Raw genomic sequence first — 15,732 nt, 5'->3', positions numbered from 1 at the left:
AGTGCGTTAATCGGCTTCGGCCAGAGTGCCCCGATTCGAGACAGATAGTAGTAGCGTGCGGGGAACACCATGGCTGCCAGTATTTTGATCGCCGACGACGACGCTGTGGCCCGCCGGCTGGTCGAGAACATGGTGCAGAAATGCGGCTATGAGACGATCGTCGTGGACTCCGGCGACGCCGCGATCGCCGCCCTCACCGCCCCCGATGCACCGGCCATCGACGGTGTCATCCTCGATCTCGTGATGCCCGGCCTCGACGGCATGGGCGTGCTGGCGAAAATCCGCGAAGCCGGCCTCAGCCTCCCCGTCATCGTGCAGACCGCCCATGGCGGCATCGACAATGTGATCTCCGCCATGCGCGCGGGCGCAGCCGATTTCGTCGTCAAGCCGGTCGGCATGGAGCGGCTCCAGGTCTCGCTTCGCAACGCCCTCAACGCCTCCGCGCTCAAGGGCGAATTGCAGCGCATCCGTCACAGCCGCGAGGGCCGGCTGACCTTCTCCGACATCATCACGCGCGCCGAAGCGATGGCGCCGGTCATGCGCACCGCGCAGAAGGCGGCGGGCTCCTCGATCCCCGTGCTGATCGAGGGCGACTCCGGCGTCGGCAAGGAGATGTTCGCGCGTGCCATCCACGGCAGCGGCGAGCGCAAGGCAAAGCCTTTCGTCGCGGTCAATTGCGGCGCGATCCCCGACAATCTCGTGGAGTCCATCCTGTTCGGCCACGAGAAGGGCGCCTTCACCGGTGCCACCGAACGCCACACCGGCAAGTTCGTCGAAGCCCATGGCGGCACGCTGTTCCTGGACGAGGTCAGCGAGCTGCCGCTGACCGCGCAGGTCAAGCTGCTCCGCGCGCTCCAGGAAGGCGCGGTCGAGGCGGTCGGCGGACGCAAGCCGGTCAAGGTCGACGTCCGCATCATCTCGGCAACCAACCGCAGGCTGCTGGAGCGGGTGAAGCAGGGACACTTCCGGGAGGATCTGTTCTATCGCCTCCATGTGCTGCCGCTGACGATCCCCTCGCTGCGCGCCCGTCGCGAGGACATCCCGCATCTGCTGCGGCATTTCCTGGCGCGCTTTGCGGCCGAGGAGAACCGTCCCATCGCCGGCATCAGCGGCGAGGCGGTCGCGCACCTCGCCCAGCTCGACTGGCCCGGCAACATCCGCCAGCTCGAAAACGCGGTCTACCGCGCGGTGGTCATGAGCGAGGGCGAGCAGCTTGGCCTTGGCGACTTCCCCCTGCTCTCCTCGCAGCCGCATCCCGAAACGGACATTCCGACCGCACCGTTGATGCTGGAGCCAATCGCGGCGCCCTCGATGGTATCAGGTAATGAAATACCGATTGCTCCGTTCCCCCAGACCGGATCGCTTTCCATCCTGACCCCGACCGGCGACATCCGCCCGCTGGAGGACATGGAGAACGAGATCATCCGCTTTGCGATCTCGCACTATCGCGGGCAGATGTCCGAGGTCGCCCGCCGCCTCAAAATCGGCCGGTCCACCCTCTATCGCAAACTCGACGAAGCCGGGGTTCCCGGCCATGGCGGGAAAAGCGGCGAGGAGACGCACTGAACCTCATGCGAACGGAGGTTCGCGTGACCCTGCGAGACCGGCGTAAGCCGTTCGCATGACGGCGGAATTCGACGGCGGCTTGAACCGTGACTTGGAAGTGACAGACACAGGGAAAAGCGCGCGGCAGAGGCGCACAATCCGTTGCCAACGCGCTTCCTTGAAGTCAGTTTGTCGTGAGTTGTCCCGGGTAGCGCTGGCTGCATAAACGGGGCCTGTATATCGTCTGCGTAGGAATCGTTGCGTGCAGGCGTGCAACTTTCGAGAGGCCGGCGCAGTTTAGCCGAAGCTCAATAGGCGATAACGAAGCTGTTCCACGAGGGACAGTTCACCCGAGGGGTGTGACACAATGCGTGACTGTTTGAACCACCGTGCAGGCTTTGACCGCGTTTTGATGACGGTCGCGGCAACCTTCCTCACGGTATCGGCCAGCTCGGCCCTGGCACAGGATCAGGCGCGCAGCAGCGCCGCCGAGCTCGCGATCGAAGCCGCGATCCCACGCCCCGAGCCGGCAAACGTCGCCCCCCCGACCGCAGCGGACATCAAGCTCGACAGCACCGCCACGGTGCAGGACTCCGCGAAGGAGCAGACCAAGGAACCCGTGAAGGCCGAAGCCGCACCGGCACCTGCCAAGGTCGACACCAAGCCTTCCGACGTGGCCACCACGCCCGCGCCCGAGGCGCCGAAGAGCGAGACGGCCAAATCTGAACCAGCCAAATCTGAACCAGCCAAGTCTGAACCTGTAAAGGCCGAAACTGCGACGGCAACGCCGGCTGCGCCTGCGGCCCCCGCCGCAGCAGCTCCCGCCGCGGAGCCGGTGAAGGCTGCGAGCAACGTTCCCGCCGCGGACCAGCCGGTCGCCGACAAGCTCAAGGACATCATCGGCGCCAAGACCTCGCGCCATTTCGACCGCAAGAACGAGCGCGCGGCGGTCGAGAAGTTCTACGGCGCACGTGACTTCGCGCCGGTCTGGACGCAAGGCGGCAGCCTGACCGCTGCGGCCAAGGGCGTGATCGCGCGGCTGAAGGATGCCGCCTCGGACGGCCTCAATCCGGCCGACTATCCGGTGCCGGATTTCGCCGCCGCCACTAACCCCGATGCGCTCGCCGATGCCGAGCTGAAGCTCACCGCCAGCATGTTCGACTATGCGCGCCAGGCCCAGAGCGGCCGCATGCACTGGTCCCAGGTCAGCGGCGACATCCTCTATCCCGAGCATCCGGTCGATCCGGGCGAGGTGCTCGCCAAGATCACGACCGCGACCGACGCCTCCGCTGCGCTCGACAGCTACAACCCGCCGCAGAAGCTCTACAAGGAACTGAAGGCCAAGCTCGCAGAGCTCCGCGGCCAGGGCAACGGCCCGGTGATCGAGATCGCCGACGGTCCGGCGCTGAAATACACCCCGGCCGGCAAGAAGCAGGCTGAAATCGTCGTGGAAGATCCGCGCGTGCCGCAGCTCCGCGCCAAGCTCGGTCTCGCCGAGAACGTCAGCGACACCCGCTATGACGCGGCGGTCGCCGAAGCCGTGCGCAAATTCCAGAACAGCGCCGAGCTGAAGGCGACCGGCATCCTCGACGACAAGACCGTCAAGGCGATCAATACGCCGAAGCGCGACAAGCAGATCGACGTCGTGCTGGTTAACATGGAGCGCTGGCGCTGGCTGCCGCGCGACCTCGGCGTGCCCTCGCTGGGCGATGCCTATGTCATTCTGAACATTCCCGACTACACGCTGAAGGTGATGCAGCGCGGCCAGCAGGTCTGGACCACCCGCGTCGTCACCGGCAAGCCGGGCACGCATGCGACGCCGCTGCTGACCGAGACGATGAAATACATCACGGTCAACCCGACCTGGAACGTGCCGCCGTCGATCGTCTACAATGAATATCTGCCGGCGCTTCAGCAGGACCCGACCGTGCTCCAGCGCATGGGACTCAAGCTCGAGCAGAACCGCGACGGCTCGGTGCACATCTCCCAGCCGCCCGGTGAAGCCAACGCGCTCGGCCGCATCCGCTTCAACTTCCCGAACAAGTTCCTGGTCTATCAGCACGACACGCCGGACAAGAACCTGTTCGCGCGGGACGATCGCGCCTTCAGCCACGGCTGCATGCGGGTGCAGAACCCGGATCAGTACGCCTCGGTTCTACTCAACATTGCCTTGCCGAACGAGAAGTACACGCCGGAGCGCGTGCGCAGCATGTACGGCAAGAGCGAGATCGACCTGAAATTCCCGACCCCGATCCCGGTCAACATCACCTATCAGACCGCGTTCGTGGATGACGGCGGCAAGCTTCAATTCCGCAAGGACGTCTATGGCCGCGACGCGACCATGATCAACATCCTGAAGAACAGCCGCGGCAAGGACCTCGAGAACATCGTGGCTCACTCGCAGCCGAGCTATTCGCGCCCGGCGACGACGCTGCCGAACGGCGTGGCGGTGGCCAACAATGGCGGCTCGTCCGGCCCGAACTTCTTCGAGCGGCTGTTCGGGGCCCCGACCCCGCCGCCGGCTCCGGTCGGCCGCCGTCCCCAGCAGCAGAGGGTATTCACCCGCTGAGCCCGGCTCGGACCAGGCGCCTCATTTCCTGAAATTCTGCAATAAAATCAGCGACCCCGTCCCCTGGATGGGGTCGCTTAACGTTAACCATTCTCCACCTGACCTCAGGCGGCGGGCGTTTTTTTGCCACACTCAACCGGTTAGGTTTGTATTCTGACTTGGTTTGGGGGCGGGAAGGTCAACCTCAAATTAACCTTCTCGCTTTAAGAAAGCGTTCACCCTCTTTCGCGCGCTAACGGGGTTGGCGGGAGAGTCCATTTTGAACGCTCGGTCGACTGGGTGGGCTCTAACGTGCTGACTGGTCTCGCACGCCAATTCGCGGTGCTGTCGTTGTCCCATGCGGGAGTGAAGGCCGGATCCCGGATCGGCCTCGCTTCCGTATTGCTGTTTGCTGCCGGAGGCTCGGTTCACAACGCCGCCGCGCTGAACGAGACCAAGACGCTCTCCTTCCACCACACCCATTCCGGCGAAGACCTCACCGTCACTTTCAAGCGCGACGGGCGCTATGACGAAGCGGCGCTGAAGCAGCTCGATCATTTCCTGCGCGACTGGCGCACCCAGGACGAGACGGTCATGGACCGTCACCTGTTCGACATCCTCTGGGAAGTCTATCGCGACGTCGACGGCAAGCAGCCGATCCAGATCATCTCCTCCTATCGCTCCCCCGCCACCAACGCCATGCTTCGCCGCCGCTCCTCCGGCGTGGCGCGCTTCAGCCAGCACATGCTGGGGCATGCGATGGACTTCCACATTCCGGGCGTGCCGCTGGAGCAGATCCGCTTCGCCGGCCTACGCCTGCAGCGCGGCGGCGTCGGCTTCTACCCGACCTCTGGCTCGCCCTTCGTGCATCTGGACACTGGCAGCATCCGGCACTGGCCGCGCATGACCCATGACCAGCTCGCCCGCGTCTTCCCGGATGGAAAGACGGTGCATGTCCCGACCGACGGCACGCCGCTGAAGGGCTATGAGCTCGCCAAGGCCGAGATCGAGCGCCGCGGCAACGGCGACGATGCCGGCAGCGGCAAGTCGAACTTCTTCGCCGCCCTGTTCAAGGGCAAGCCGGCTCCGGCCTCCAGCAGCAGCGACGAGGATGACGAGGGCGCACCCGCGCCGGCCGCCAAGCCCGCCGCGCCGACATTGGTCGCCGCCGCAGCCAAACCTGCTGAAGCAAAGCCCGCCGAACCGGTGCCGACGCCGCGCGCCAAACCGTCGATTGCCGCCACGATCCAACTCGCCTCGGCCGATGCGCAGATCGTTGCGCCACCCAAGCCGAAGCCGGCGCCCGTGGCTGACAAGTCTACCGCCGGCAAGCCCGAGACTCCCACCGACATCATCAATGCGCGCGGCTTCTGGGATACCCCGGCCACGCCGCAGCAGGCGACGCCCGCCCAAGTGGCTGCGCTCAGGGCGCGCCAGGCCCTTGCTCAGGCCACCGATCCGCAAGCGACCGCCAGCGTCTCCAGCGCGGCCTATCAGGCATTGGCCTATGCGCCGGCGTCGGCCTCTCCGGTCGACCGCGCCAACGTCGTCGCCGCCTCCGCGCCGATCCCGCGCGCAGCCCGTCCCGCCGCCGCGACGCGCAGCCTCGCGCCTGCAACCGAGATCAACACCGTTGTCGGCAAGAGTGTCGATGGCGCAGTCGCCACCGCAACCCGCCTCTCGGCGGCCAAGGGCGAGAGCATCTGGCTCAAGATCGTGATGCTGTCGCCGAGCGCCCGCCGCGCGATGTCGGTGACGCTGATGGGCGAGCTCGATACCGCCGCGCTGCGTAACTATTTCGTCAAGCCGCAGGCCGTGGTCGCGATGGGCTTTGCCGACGATCCGATGCAAGGCCTGTCCTGCGACAGCTTCACGGGCACCGCCACCGCGAAGCTCCAGACGACGTCGTTCGTCGTGCGGACAGCGGCGCTGCGCTGAGGCGGACAGCTATCTCCACGAACTCAGTCTCGTAGATGGGGTAACGGGCCCCGGAGGCCTTCCAGTCAAGCCGCGCTAGCTACGGCGCTATTTTGATTGCGCGCGTCGCGCGGCTTGACTGGAAGGCCTCCGGGGCCCGTTACCCCATCTACGGCAGCGGTGCTTGAGGCGATACGCCTCAGAGCATTCCCAGCGCCTGCATGTAGGTCTCGAGAATCGTCTCGGCCTCGGCGCGCTCGTTGGGGTCCTGCTTGCGCATCCGCACGATGGTGCGCAGCGCCTTGACGTCGTAGCCGTTGCCCTTGCTCTCGGCATAGACGTCGCGAATGTCGTCGGAGATCGCCTTCTTCTCTTCCTCCAGCCGCTCGATGCGCTCGATGATGGATTTGAGCTGGTCCTTGGCAAATTTCGTCGCGGGCTCGTCGTCGCGGACGGCGGCGGAGGTGGCCATCTTGGTACTCCCAATGGAACTGGCAAAACGAGGTGACGCCGGCATCCTCACCGCGCGTGCTGGATAGACCCTTAGGGTTGGCGCTCCCCGCGTTCAAGCAAGCATCGCGCTCGTCCACAGCGCGCCCACAGGAGATCACGTCGTCATTCCGGGGCGATGCGAAGCATCGAACCCGGAAGCTCGAGATTCCGGGTTCGGCCTGCGGACCGCCCCGAAATGACGGAACGAAATGACTCAGTGCCCGTGGGGATGGACCTTCTTCATCGCCTCGATCTGCTCGGGCGTCGCCGTGCCCTGGTATTTCGACTTCCAGGTCTCGTAGGACATGCCGTAGACGGCCTCGCGGCTCTCGTCCTTGCTCAAGGCGACGCCCTGGGCGTCGGCGGCGTCCTTGAGCCAGTTGGATAGGCAGTTGCGGCAGAAGCCCGCCAGATTCATCAGATCGATGTTCTGAACGTCGGTCCGCGTCTTCAAATGATCGACCAGGCGCCGGAAGGCGGCCGCCTCGAGCTCCGTTCTGGTTTTGTCGTCGATTGCCATGGCTGGACCTCTCGGCTGTACCCTTAATGGTGGTCACCCTTACGGGATCAGGTGGGGTTTTGTCACAGATTTTGCCATATCACGGCGCAAACGGCCGCTGGGCCGACAATCGGGCAATTCCCCGGCCCTACGCCAAATCGTCAATGATCTGATATAGCTTCCGCGACAATGATCGCCGAATCTCCCCGCTCCCCCCTTCGCCTGCTCGCCCGGTTGGTCCCGGTGCTGGTGGTTGGCCTGCTGTGCCTCTGGGCCAGCCCGGCCTCCGCCGATTTCCGGCTCTGCAACAACACCTCGAGCCGCGTCGGCATTGCGCTCGGCTACAAGGACGCCGAGGGCTGGACCACCGAGGGCTGGTGGAACATCTCGTCCCGCTCCTGCGAGACCCTGCTGCGGGGAACGCTGGTCGCCCGCTACTATTACATCTACGCGATCGACTATGACCGCGGCGGCGAATGGTCGGGCCAGGCCTTCATGTGCTCGCGCGACAAGGAATTCACCATCCGCGGCACCGAGGATTGCCTCGCGCGCGGCTACGACCGGACCGGCTATTTCGAGGTCGACACCGGCGAGCAGCGGGCCTGGACGGTGCAGCTCACCGACGCAAACGAGCAGCCGTCGCGGCAGCAGCGCGTGCCCGGCCTGCCCGGCCCGGTGGGCCCGGGTGGCGGCGTTCCTGGTTTGCCCAACGGTCCGCCCGGTGCTACGCCCCCGGGCTCGCCCGGCCTGTCACCCCCGCCTGGAAATAAGCCATGAGGCGTCTTCGCCGTATCAAGATTCTCGCGACGCTCGGACCTGCCTCTTCGGACCTTGCGATGATCCGCCGCCTGTTCGAGGCCGGCGCCGACCTGTTCCGCATCAACATGAGCCACACCCCGCATGACAAGATGCGGGAGCTGGTGGCGACGATCCGCAATGTCGAAAGCAGCTATGGCCGGCCGATCGGCATCCTGGTCGACCTGCAGGGCCCCAAGCTCCGGCTCGGCGCCTTCGCCGAGGGCGCGGTGCAGCTCCAGAACGGCCAGACCTTTACCCTCGATTCCGACAAGGCGCCGGGCGATGCCACGCGCGTCAATCTCCCGCATCCGGAGATCCTGGCCGCGCTGCGGCCGGGCCATTCGCTGCTGCTCGACGACGGCAAGGTGCGCCTGATCGCGGAGGAGACCTCGAAGGAGCACGCGGTGACGCGCGTCGTGGTCGGCGGCCGGATGTCCGACCGCAAGGGCGTCAGCCTGCCCGACACCGACCTGCCGGTCTCGGCGATGACGCCCAAGGACCGCGCCGACCTCGAAGCGGCGCTGGTCACCGGGGTGGACTGGATCGCGCTGTCCTTCGTGCAGCGCGCCGACGACGTGCTCGAGGCCAAGAAGATGATCCGCGGCCGCGCCGCCGTCATGGCCAAGATCGAGAAGCCGCAGGCGATCGACCGTCTCGCCGACATCCTCGAGGCCTCGGACGCGCTGATGGTGGCGCGCGGCGACCTCGGCGTCGAACTCCCGCTCGAGCGGGTGCCGAGCCTGCAGAAGCAGATGACGCGCATGGCGCGCCGCGCCGGCAAGCCGGTGGTGATCGCAACCCAGATGCTGGAATCGATGATCCAGTCGCCGGTGCCGACCCGCGCCGAAGTCTCCGACGTCGCCACCGCCGTCTATGAAGGCGCCGACGCCATCATGCTGTCGGCGGAATCGGCGGCCGGCAAATTTCCGGTCGAGGCGGTCGCGACCATGAACCGCATCGGCGAGGAGGTCGAGCGCGACCCGATCTATCGCTCTGTGCTCACCGCTCAGCGCCCCCCGCCGGAAACGACCGCCGGCGATGCCATCGCCGACGCCGCGCGGCAGATCGCCGAGACGCTCGACCTGCCCGCGCTGATCTGCTGGACCAGCTCGGGCTCGACCGCGGTGCGCGTCGCGCGCGAGCGGCCGAAGCCGCCGATCGTGGCGATCACGCCCAACATCACCGCCGGTCGCCGGCTCGCCGTCGTCTGGGGCGTGCATTGCGTGGTGGCGGACGATGCGCGCGACCAGGACGACATGGTGAGCCGCGCCGGCCAGATCGCCTTCCGGGACGGCTTCGTCCGCGCCGGCCAGCGCGTGATCATCGTCGCCGGCGTGCCGCTCGGCATCCCCGGCACCACCAACATGGTGCGCATCGCGTCGGTCGGCCCCGAGGGCGACGCGAATATCTAGGGCCGCCGGTGCGGCCCAAACAAAAACCTCGAAAACAACCCCATGCACAGTAGCCGGCGCATCCGGCTGGTTTGCTCAGGCTTTGCGAAAAGGCGCGCTCAGGCAATGACCTGAGCGCGATCAGGTCTCAGCCCCGCTTCCCGTCCGGCTTTCAGGCGCCGACCAGCGCTTTTGCGGTCGGCAGCAGCGTCTGCTGCACCACCAGGCCGCGAGCCCGGGCGTCCATGACGCCGACGGCGCGGAGCGCCAGCAACGTCACGGTCTGGACGGCGTCGCGCATCCTGGCGGGATCCTCGAGATTGTCGGGCGCGAGCGGCCCGACCAGCGCCTCATGCAGCGCGCCGAGCAGCGCGGTCGCGGCAAGCGCGGTGTCCTGCGCCGGCAGATGACCGGCGCGCACGGCGGCGTCGATCCGGGCGACGATCTCGCCCGCGATCTCGCGGCGGCTGGCAAGGCGGGAGGCGCTGACGTCGACATCGACAGGCTCGGCGAGGATGCCCCAGGCCAGCCGGCGCTGCGACAGGGTATGGACCGCCACCGTGGTCACGGCGGCCGCCAGCGCCGAGGACGGCCCGGGCGCGGCTTCAGCCGCCCGGCGGATCGCCGCGAGCTCGTCGCGCGAGACCTCGGCAATCAGTTCGGAAATCAGCTCGGCCTTGGAGGGGAAGTAGCGGTAAACGGTGCCGGCCGCGACATTGGCCCGGACCGCGACCGGCGCGATCTGCACCGCCGCCATCCCGCCTTCCGACGCAGCCTCGCGCGCCGCCGCCAGTATCGCACTGCGCCGCGCCGCAAGGCGCTTCACCACTTGATGCGTTCGCCGATAAACCATGGCGCGCTTCCTGTCCCACACGCCTGCCGCACGCCCGCGGCCGAACGCTTCGTCACTGCAAAAGATGCAAATCGCCCCGCAAGGACTGAACAACTATTCAGAGTAGATGACAAGATGCAAATGCGTGGAGCGTCACGGCGAACGGACGGGAGCGCCAAAGCCAACGACCACGGCCAACGACGACGGCTCCAAAACGCGGGCATTGGAGGCAGGAGAGCTCCCACAGCGTCATGCCGCGACCGGAAAAGAACACCAAAAGAAAAGAGCCCCGTCCAGGACGGGGCTCTCGAAACTCTCAGGTCGTCCGGTCTTACTTGAGGCTGGACGAGATCGAGCCGAACTTGGTGTTCAGCGAAGTGCCGAGGTTGTTGACGACGGTGATGATCGCCAGCGCGATGCCGGCGGCGATCAGGCCGTATTCGATGGCGGTGGCGCCGGATTCGTCCTTCACGAAACGCGAAACGAGGTTCTTCATAACTGCTCCCAAAGAGTACACGAGGCTACAACTGGTCTGGTCTTTCCGGCTTCCCAGCGCCGCCCGACCATGGAACCGAACGTAGAGGCAAAGAATTGCGCCGCAGTTAATTCGACTGCGTAAACACGAAGCGGATTGCACGTATTCGACGATGGTAAACCGGAATTAAAAACAATCCGTTAAATCGTCGATACAGGCAGCGACGCCGCCGGCGATTTACCCGAAGTTATGACCGCGCGTGGTCCAATGCCTCCGCTCGACCAGAAGCGCGATGAGAGTAAATCGTTCATCGCGCTTCAGGTTATTGTTCGAGCATGATCTTTCCGGAAAGCCGCGACACACTTTTCCGGACCATGCTCGGGTCGACGAGAACAAGCAGGACAACGAGGCGGCATGTCCCTTTCCTTTGCCAACAGCATCGCGGTGCAGAGCCGCGCGCGCGCACTGGTACCGCTGTGCGTCGGTGCCGGCACCTATCTGTTCTTCTTCTTTACCGGTGACACGCTGCTTCAGGACTCCGACTCGTTCTGGCAGATCAAGATCGGGCAGTGGATCCTCGATCACGGCGCAATGCCGTATACGGACTTCTATTCCTTCACGCGGCAAGGCGAAGCCTGGATCTCGACGTCGTGGCTGTCGCAGGTGCTGTTCGCCTTCTCCTATGCGCAATGGGGCTGGGCAGGTCCCGTGATCGTCACCGCGATCGCGGTCGCGCTCACCGCCGCAATCCTGGTCCATCTACTCGAAACGCAGATCAGGGCGCCGCGCGCGGTGCTGTTTGCGATGCTGGCGCTGGTGCTGTCGCTGCATCACGTGCTGGCGCGTCCGCATATTCTCGCATTTCCCGTGATGGTCGCGTGGGTCGGCCTGCTGATGGCGGCCGCCGACCGCAGAAGCGCGCCGTCCTGGACCTGGCTGCCGCTGATGGCGCTGTGGGCGAATTTGCATGGCGGCTTCGTGCTCGGCCTCGCGCTGATCGGTCCGATCTCGCTCGAGGCGGTCGAGCATGCGGAGAAGGGACAACGGCTTCGGCTGTTCATGCGCTGGGTGCTGTTCGGTGTCGGCGCGCTGATCGCGAGCTGCTGCACGCCTTACGGCTGGCGAACGCTGATGGGAGCGACCAACATCCTCAGCCTCGGCGAGCTGCTGTCGCTGATCTTCGAATGGATGCCGGCGAACTTCGCGACCTTCAACGCGTTCGAAGGCGCGCTGTTCGGCCTGATCGCGCTCGGCTATTATCGTGGCCTCGTGCTCTCGGCGCCCCGGATCTTCCTGATCCTGTTCCTGACCTGGAGCGCGCTGACCCATGTCAGAAGCATCGATGCCTTTGCCTTCCTGGTGCCGCTGGTGCTGGCAAAGCCGCTCGGCGAGATGCTCCCGCGCCCGCCGGCGGAAGCCGCCGGCGCCGACCGCTGGCCGGCGCGCACCGTCACCGCATTCGCCGCGCTGATGATCGTGGCCGCAGGCTGGACCTCGACGGCGCTCTTCATGGCACACCACCCCTTCACCTTCACGATGACGCAGACGCCGGTCGCGGCGGTCGACCTGCTCGAACAGCGCAAGGTGCAGCGCATCTTCAACGCCTACCAGTTCGGCGGCTATCTGATCTCGCGCAACATCCCCGTCTACGTCGACGGCCGCGCCGAGCTCTACGGCGAGAAATTCGTCATGGACTTCTTCAAGGCAACCGAAGGCAAGAAGCCCGAACTGCTGCCGCGCCTGCTCGACGACTACAAGATCGACGCCACGCTATTGGTGGCCGATGCGCCGGGCCCGCAGATCCTCGATCAGCTCAAGGGCTGGAAGCGGATCTACGCGGACGACATCGCCGTCGTCCATGTGCGGGACCATGCGGACAGCGCGACCGCGACGCCTTCGAAGTGAGGACCTGCTCTCTAGCCTAGACCCTTAACAGTTGCGGCAAGGCCACCTTAACCACTAAGGGCTAGGCTTCCGCCCTTGCACCGAGTTGGAATCTCTCGCATGGCGGCCAATCCCGGATCGATCCGTTACAGTCTCGTCATCCCCGTGTTCAACGAGGAAGCCGTGTTGCCGGTCCTGTTGCGCCGGCTGGACCTGGTCTTGTCCCGGCTCGACGGGCCAGCGGAAGCGATCTTCGTGGACGACGGCAGCAGCGATTCCGGCTCGATCGTGCTGAAGGCACTCGCCACGCGCGACCCGCGCTTTCGCTATATCGGCTTGTCGCGAAATTTCGGTCATCAGGTCGCCATCACCGCCGGCATGGACGCCGCGCAAGGTGACGCGATCATCGTGATGGATGCCGATTTGCAGGATCCGCCCGAAGTGATCGAGCAATTGATCGCAAAATGGCAGGAAGGCAACGACATCGTCCACGCCCGCCGCCTGTCGCGCGATGGCGAAAGCCGTTTCAAACGTGCGACCGCCCATGTGTTCTACCGGCTTCTCGGCAAGATGTCCTCCGTCGGCATCCCCGCCGACGTCGGCGACTTCCGCCTGATCGATCGCAAGGTGCTCGACGCGCTTCGGCAGATGCCCGAGCAGGATCGTTTCGTGCGCGGCATGATCGCCTGGCTCGGCTTCCGGCAGACCGAAGTCGCCTTCCACCGTCTCGAGCGCGCAGCGGGCGAAACCAAATACCCGCTGTTGAAGATGGTCCGGCTGGCGATGAACGCCGCGCTTGGCTTCTCCGATCTGCCCCTGCGGCTCGCCATCTGGTGCGGATTGACGGTCTCGGGACTCGCACTCCTCTATGGTGGCTGGGTGATCCTGTTGTGGATTGGCCAGGACAGTCATCTCGTGACCGGCTGGTCCTCGACAATCGTCGTCGTGTCCCTGCTGTGTGGAATGAACATGCTGATGACGGGCATCGTGGGGCTCTATGTCGGCCGCATCCACGCCGAGGTGAAACGCCGTCCGCTTTATGTCGTGCAGGCACGCGCTGGCTTCGATCGCGACGTAGCAGCGGCGGCACCGGCGATCCACGCCGTCAACGAGTGACCCGGCGCATGACAGAACTCTTCGACGGATATCACGACAACTACCGTGACGTGGTCCAATCATCGATCGACTTTTCCGGCTTGCCGCATGATTTTTTCATGCGCGCGAAAGCCGACCTGCTGCGCGACCTGATCGCGCAGCGGTTGGACACGGACAAGCCCGACATGCTGGACGTCGGCTGCGGCGTGGGCAGCCTTCATCCCCTGCTGCACGGCATGGTCGGAAGCTTGAGCGGTATCGACGTGTCGTCGGCGAGCCTCGCACAGGCGCGTGCCGACAACGCTGCGGTCGACTACCGCGAGTTTGACGGACGCACTTTTCCTTTCGCCAATTCCAGCTTCGACCTGGTCACGGCCATCTGCGTGATACACCACGTCGTGCCGGGCGAATGGGCGCAGTTCGTCGCCGAGATGCGGCGCGTCACGCGCCCCGGGGGACTGGTCTGCGTGATCGAGCACAATCCGTACAACCCGCTGACACGCCTTGCCGTATCGCGCTGCGAGTTCGACCGGGACGCCGTCCTGCTCGGTGCCGGCACGACCCGGAAGTTGATGTCTGCCGGCGGCTTGCGCGAGATCGGCGCGCGCCATTTCCTGCTGCTGCCCTGGGACACCAAGCCGGCCCGGCGCCTCGAAGACGCTCTGGGCGGCGTGCCGCTCGGCGGCCAATACGCCGCTTTTGGGACCGCTTGACCTATCTTGGCGAGCCATCTCGCCGCTTGTGCACGACCGCCACATCGTCGCTGTAGACGCGCTGCCACTGCGGCAGCCGGTCGAGCATCGCGATCGCCGGCGTCTGCGGCGCGAATAGCGTCGCGCCGATTTTGTATTCATCGAGCAGCTTGAGAAAATCGCCGAGGTCGACCAGCGCCACGGCACGATTGTAGCGGTCGATGAACGGTCCCCCGTACAGTTCGCCGCGACCATCGATGAAGGTGGGAATGCCGGCGAAGATCAAATAGCCGCCGAACGAATAATCGTTGAGCACGGACCCCGTCCTGGCGAGGTCGGCTTGAGCGATGGCAGCCTCCGGGGTGATGATCGCAGCCGGCCGCACGTCGCGCGCCAAGGCCATCCCGCTCATCGCGATCAACACACCGATCCCGGCCAGATTCGGGCCGCGCGCCGGGATCGGCGCATCGTCCGCGGACGGTCCGCCGAACTTCCGACCCAGCGGGGCCGCCAGATAAAGCGGCGCCAGCATGCCCAGCAGATCCGCATTGCGTATTTGCGCCAGCGCGAAATGCAGCAAGCCGATCACCACCAAGGCCCGCACGACCGGCAACGTCAGACCGCGCGTGAGCGCAAAGATGCCAGCCAGCAGCAGCAACTCGAAGCCACCGATGTGACTGAAATCCTGCGACCGCCACTCCGAGATCCAGGCGAGTGCGGGGCCAAGACCGAGTGTCGTCAGCGGCATCAGCAGCGGTTGCGGCCCATAGGGCGTCAGGCAGGATGCTGCGACCGCGAGCGCCGTGAATGGCAGCCACCGCAGGATCACGCGGGGCCATTCGCCTCGCCTTTCACGCAGCAGTGTCTCGAGCACCGCCGGGCCGATCAGCCCAAGCGCCAGCACCACGCTGCCGTGCAGATTGGCCCACAGAACCAGGAGCGGCAGCGCCCAATACGGCGGAGGCCCCCCACGATCCATGCGGCGCACCAGGGCCCCTGCCCAGGCCACCATCACCGGCAGTACGAGCACGTGGGGCCGTGCCAGCATATGCGGCGCCAACAAGATGACCGCCACGATCACCATGAGAAGCGTCAGAGTTGGCGAAAGCTCGCGCAGCAGAAAGAACGTGAACAAGCCGAAGGCGAGCGCTATCGCCGCGGCGGCCACAACGACGACGCCTGGCCAGCCGGACAGCGCGAAGGCTGCGGCGTAGATCACCTCCGAGAGCCATTCGAAGGTGATCCAGTGCGCGCCGTGCATCGAGAAGGAGAATGGGTCGGTCGCCGGCAGGGCGCCGTGCGCCATGATCCAGCGCCCGACCTCGATGTGAGAATAGCTGTCGGGATCACCGAGCAGCCGCGGCGCAGCGATCAGCAACAGAGCATAGACGCCGAGGCCCACCAGCCACGGGAGTGCTGCACGTGCCGAAAGCGGTTGAACCGCGCTGAGGACGGCCTGGTCAGTCATGGCGGGCCAAATTAGGGCGCAAGCGTTAAGTTCTTCTTTAACGTTTGTCCATTTGCCCATGCGGGCTGACCACGCCCGTTGGCGTGAGCCGCTCGC

At 65.5% G+C, this 15,732-nt stretch carries 13 protein-coding genes; 8 read left to right on the top strand and 5 right to left on the bottom strand.

Translation table 11 applies throughout. The annotated features are described in order from the left end of the window. Window positions 1-69: 69 nt before the first annotated feature. The 3 genes from F8237_RS20840 to F8237_RS20830 all read left to right on the top strand — a co-directional run bounded on the left by F8237_RS20840 (window position 70) and on the right by F8237_RS20830 (window position 6,031). Entirely contained in the window at window positions 70-1,566 is a 1,497-nt protein-coding gene (locus tag F8237_RS20840; protein WP_151647488.1) for a sigma-54-dependent transcriptional regulator, read from the top strand. A gap of 346 nt (window positions 1,567-1,912) precedes the next feature. Beyond that, entirely contained in the window at window positions 1,913-4,114 is a 2,202-nt protein-coding gene (locus F8237_RS20835) for a L,D-transpeptidase family protein (RefSeq protein ID WP_151647486.1), read from the top strand. A 291-nt stretch (window positions 4,115-4,405) separates the two neighbouring features. Continuing rightward, window positions 4,406-6,031 (top strand): peptidoglycan L,D-endopeptidase MepK, encoded by a 1,626-nt coding sequence (locus F8237_RS20830; RefSeq protein WP_244625936.1) that lies wholly within the window; start codon window positions 4,406-4,408, stop codon window positions 6,029-6,031. 178 nt (window positions 6,032-6,209) lie between these two features. Here F8237_RS20830 and F8237_RS20825 read toward each other — a convergent pair whose 3' ends face one another. Next, window positions 6,210-6,482, bottom strand: a complete 273-nt coding sequence (locus tag F8237_RS20825) for a DUF2312 domain-containing protein (protein ID WP_014492426.1) — start codon at window positions 6,480-6,482, stop codon at window positions 6,210-6,212. Between the two features lie 234 nt (window positions 6,483-6,716). Then, the gene (locus tag F8237_RS20820) at window positions 6,717-7,022 is read right to left on the bottom strand and encodes a DUF1244 domain-containing protein (protein WP_151647482.1); all 306 of its coding nucleotides are present in this window, start codon (window positions 7,020-7,022) and stop codon (window positions 6,717-6,719) included. Window positions 7,023-7,190: 168 nt separating this feature from the next. Here F8237_RS20820 and F8237_RS20815 point away from each other — a divergent pair, with 168 nt between their 5' ends. Further along, a complete protein-coding gene (locus F8237_RS20815; RefSeq protein WP_151647480.1) occupies window positions 7,191-7,778 on the top strand; it encodes a DUF1036 domain-containing protein in 588 nt (195 codons plus the stop codon). After that, entirely contained in the window at window positions 7,775-9,211 is a 1,437-nt protein-coding gene (gene pyk, locus F8237_RS20810; protein ID WP_151647478.1) for a pyruvate kinase, read from the top strand. Before F8237_RS20815 ends, pyk begins: the two co-directional genes overlap by 4 nt. Window positions 9,212-9,362: 151 nt before the next feature. Here pyk and F8237_RS20805 read toward each other — a convergent pair whose 3' ends face one another. After that, a complete protein-coding gene (locus F8237_RS20805) occupies window positions 9,363-10,043 on the bottom strand; it encodes a TetR/AcrR family transcriptional regulator (protein ID WP_151647476.1) in 681 nt (226 codons plus the stop codon). A gap of 310 nt (window positions 10,044-10,353) precedes the next feature. Next, window positions 10,354-10,518: a Flp family type IVb pilin gene (locus tag F8237_RS20800; protein WP_014439808.1), complete on the bottom strand. Its 165-nt coding sequence runs from the start codon at window positions 10,516-10,518 to the stop codon at window positions 10,354-10,356. A gap of 393 nt (window positions 10,519-10,911) precedes the next feature. On the opposite strand from F8237_RS20800, the gene F8237_RS20795 reads away from it, so the two are divergent. From F8237_RS20795 to F8237_RS20785, 3 genes are all read left to right on the top strand, one after another. Continuing rightward, window positions 10,912-12,402: a hypothetical protein gene (locus F8237_RS20795; protein ID WP_151647474.1), complete on the top strand. Its 1,491-nt coding sequence runs from the start codon at window positions 10,912-10,914 to the stop codon at window positions 12,400-12,402. Between the two features lie 99 nt (window positions 12,403-12,501). After that, window positions 12,502-13,497: a glycosyltransferase family 2 protein gene (locus F8237_RS20790; protein WP_151647472.1), complete on the top strand. Its 996-nt coding sequence runs from the start codon at window positions 12,502-12,504 to the stop codon at window positions 13,495-13,497. Between the two features lie 8 nt (window positions 13,498-13,505). Further along, the gene (locus F8237_RS20785; protein WP_162006148.1) at window positions 13,506-14,189 is read left to right on the top strand and encodes a class I SAM-dependent methyltransferase; all 684 of its coding nucleotides are present in this window, start codon (window positions 13,506-13,508) and stop codon (window positions 14,187-14,189) included. A gap of 1 nt (window position 14,190) precedes the next feature. On the opposite strand, the gene F8237_RS20780 is transcribed toward F8237_RS20785, so the two are convergent. Next, the gene (locus F8237_RS20780; protein ID WP_244625935.1) at window positions 14,191-15,696 is read right to left on the bottom strand and encodes a hypothetical protein; all 1,506 of its coding nucleotides are present in this window, start codon (window positions 15,694-15,696) and stop codon (window positions 14,191-14,193) included. Between the last annotated feature and the right edge of the window lie 36 nt (window positions 15,697-15,732).

Source organism: Bradyrhizobium betae (genome assembly GCF_008932115.1).
Classification (GTDB): domain Bacteria; phylum Pseudomonadota; class Alphaproteobacteria; order Rhizobiales; family Xanthobacteraceae; genus Bradyrhizobium; species Bradyrhizobium betae.
This window is presented reverse-complemented; position numbering and strand designations above follow the sequence as displayed.

Coding starts and splice junctions, on each gene's coding strand:
- F8237_RS20840 (WP_151647488.1), top strand. CDS start 70: ATGGCTGCCAGTATTTTGATCGCCGACGACGACGCTGTGGCCCGCCGG.
- F8237_RS20835 (WP_151647486.1), top strand. CDS start 1,913: ATGCGTGACTGTTTGAACCACCGTGCAGGCTTTGACCGCGTTTTGATG.
- F8237_RS20825 (WP_014492426.1), bottom strand. CDS start 6,482: ATGGCCACCTCCGCCGCCGTCCGCGACGACGAGCCCGCGACGAAATTT.
- F8237_RS20820 (WP_151647482.1), bottom strand. CDS start 7,022: ATGGCAATCGACGACAAAACCAGAACGGAGCTCGAGGCGGCCGCCTTC.
- F8237_RS20815 (WP_151647480.1), top strand. CDS start 7,191: ATGATCGCCGAATCTCCCCGCTCCCCCCTTCGCCTGCTCGCCCGGTTG.
- pyk (WP_151647478.1), top strand. CDS start 7,775: ATGAGGCGTCTTCGCCGTATCAAGATTCTCGCGACGCTCGGACCTGCC.
- F8237_RS20805 (WP_151647476.1), bottom strand. CDS start 10,043: ATGGTTTATCGGCGAACGCATCAAGTGGTGAAGCGCCTTGCGGCGCGG.
- F8237_RS20800 (WP_014439808.1), bottom strand. CDS start 10,518: ATGAAGAACCTCGTTTCGCGTTTCGTGAAGGACGAATCCGGCGCCACC.
- F8237_RS20795 (WP_151647474.1), top strand. CDS start 10,912: ATGTCCCTTTCCTTTGCCAACAGCATCGCGGTGCAGAGCCGCGCGCGC.
- F8237_RS20790 (WP_151647472.1), top strand. CDS start 12,502: ATGGCGGCCAATCCCGGATCGATCCGTTACAGTCTCGTCATCCCCGTG.
- F8237_RS20785 (WP_162006148.1), top strand. CDS start 13,506: ATGACAGAACTCTTCGACGGATATCACGACAACTACCGTGACGTGGTC.
- F8237_RS20780 (WP_244625935.1), bottom strand. CDS start 15,696: ATGGGCAAATGGACAAACGTTAAAGAAGAACTTAACGCTTGCGCCCTA.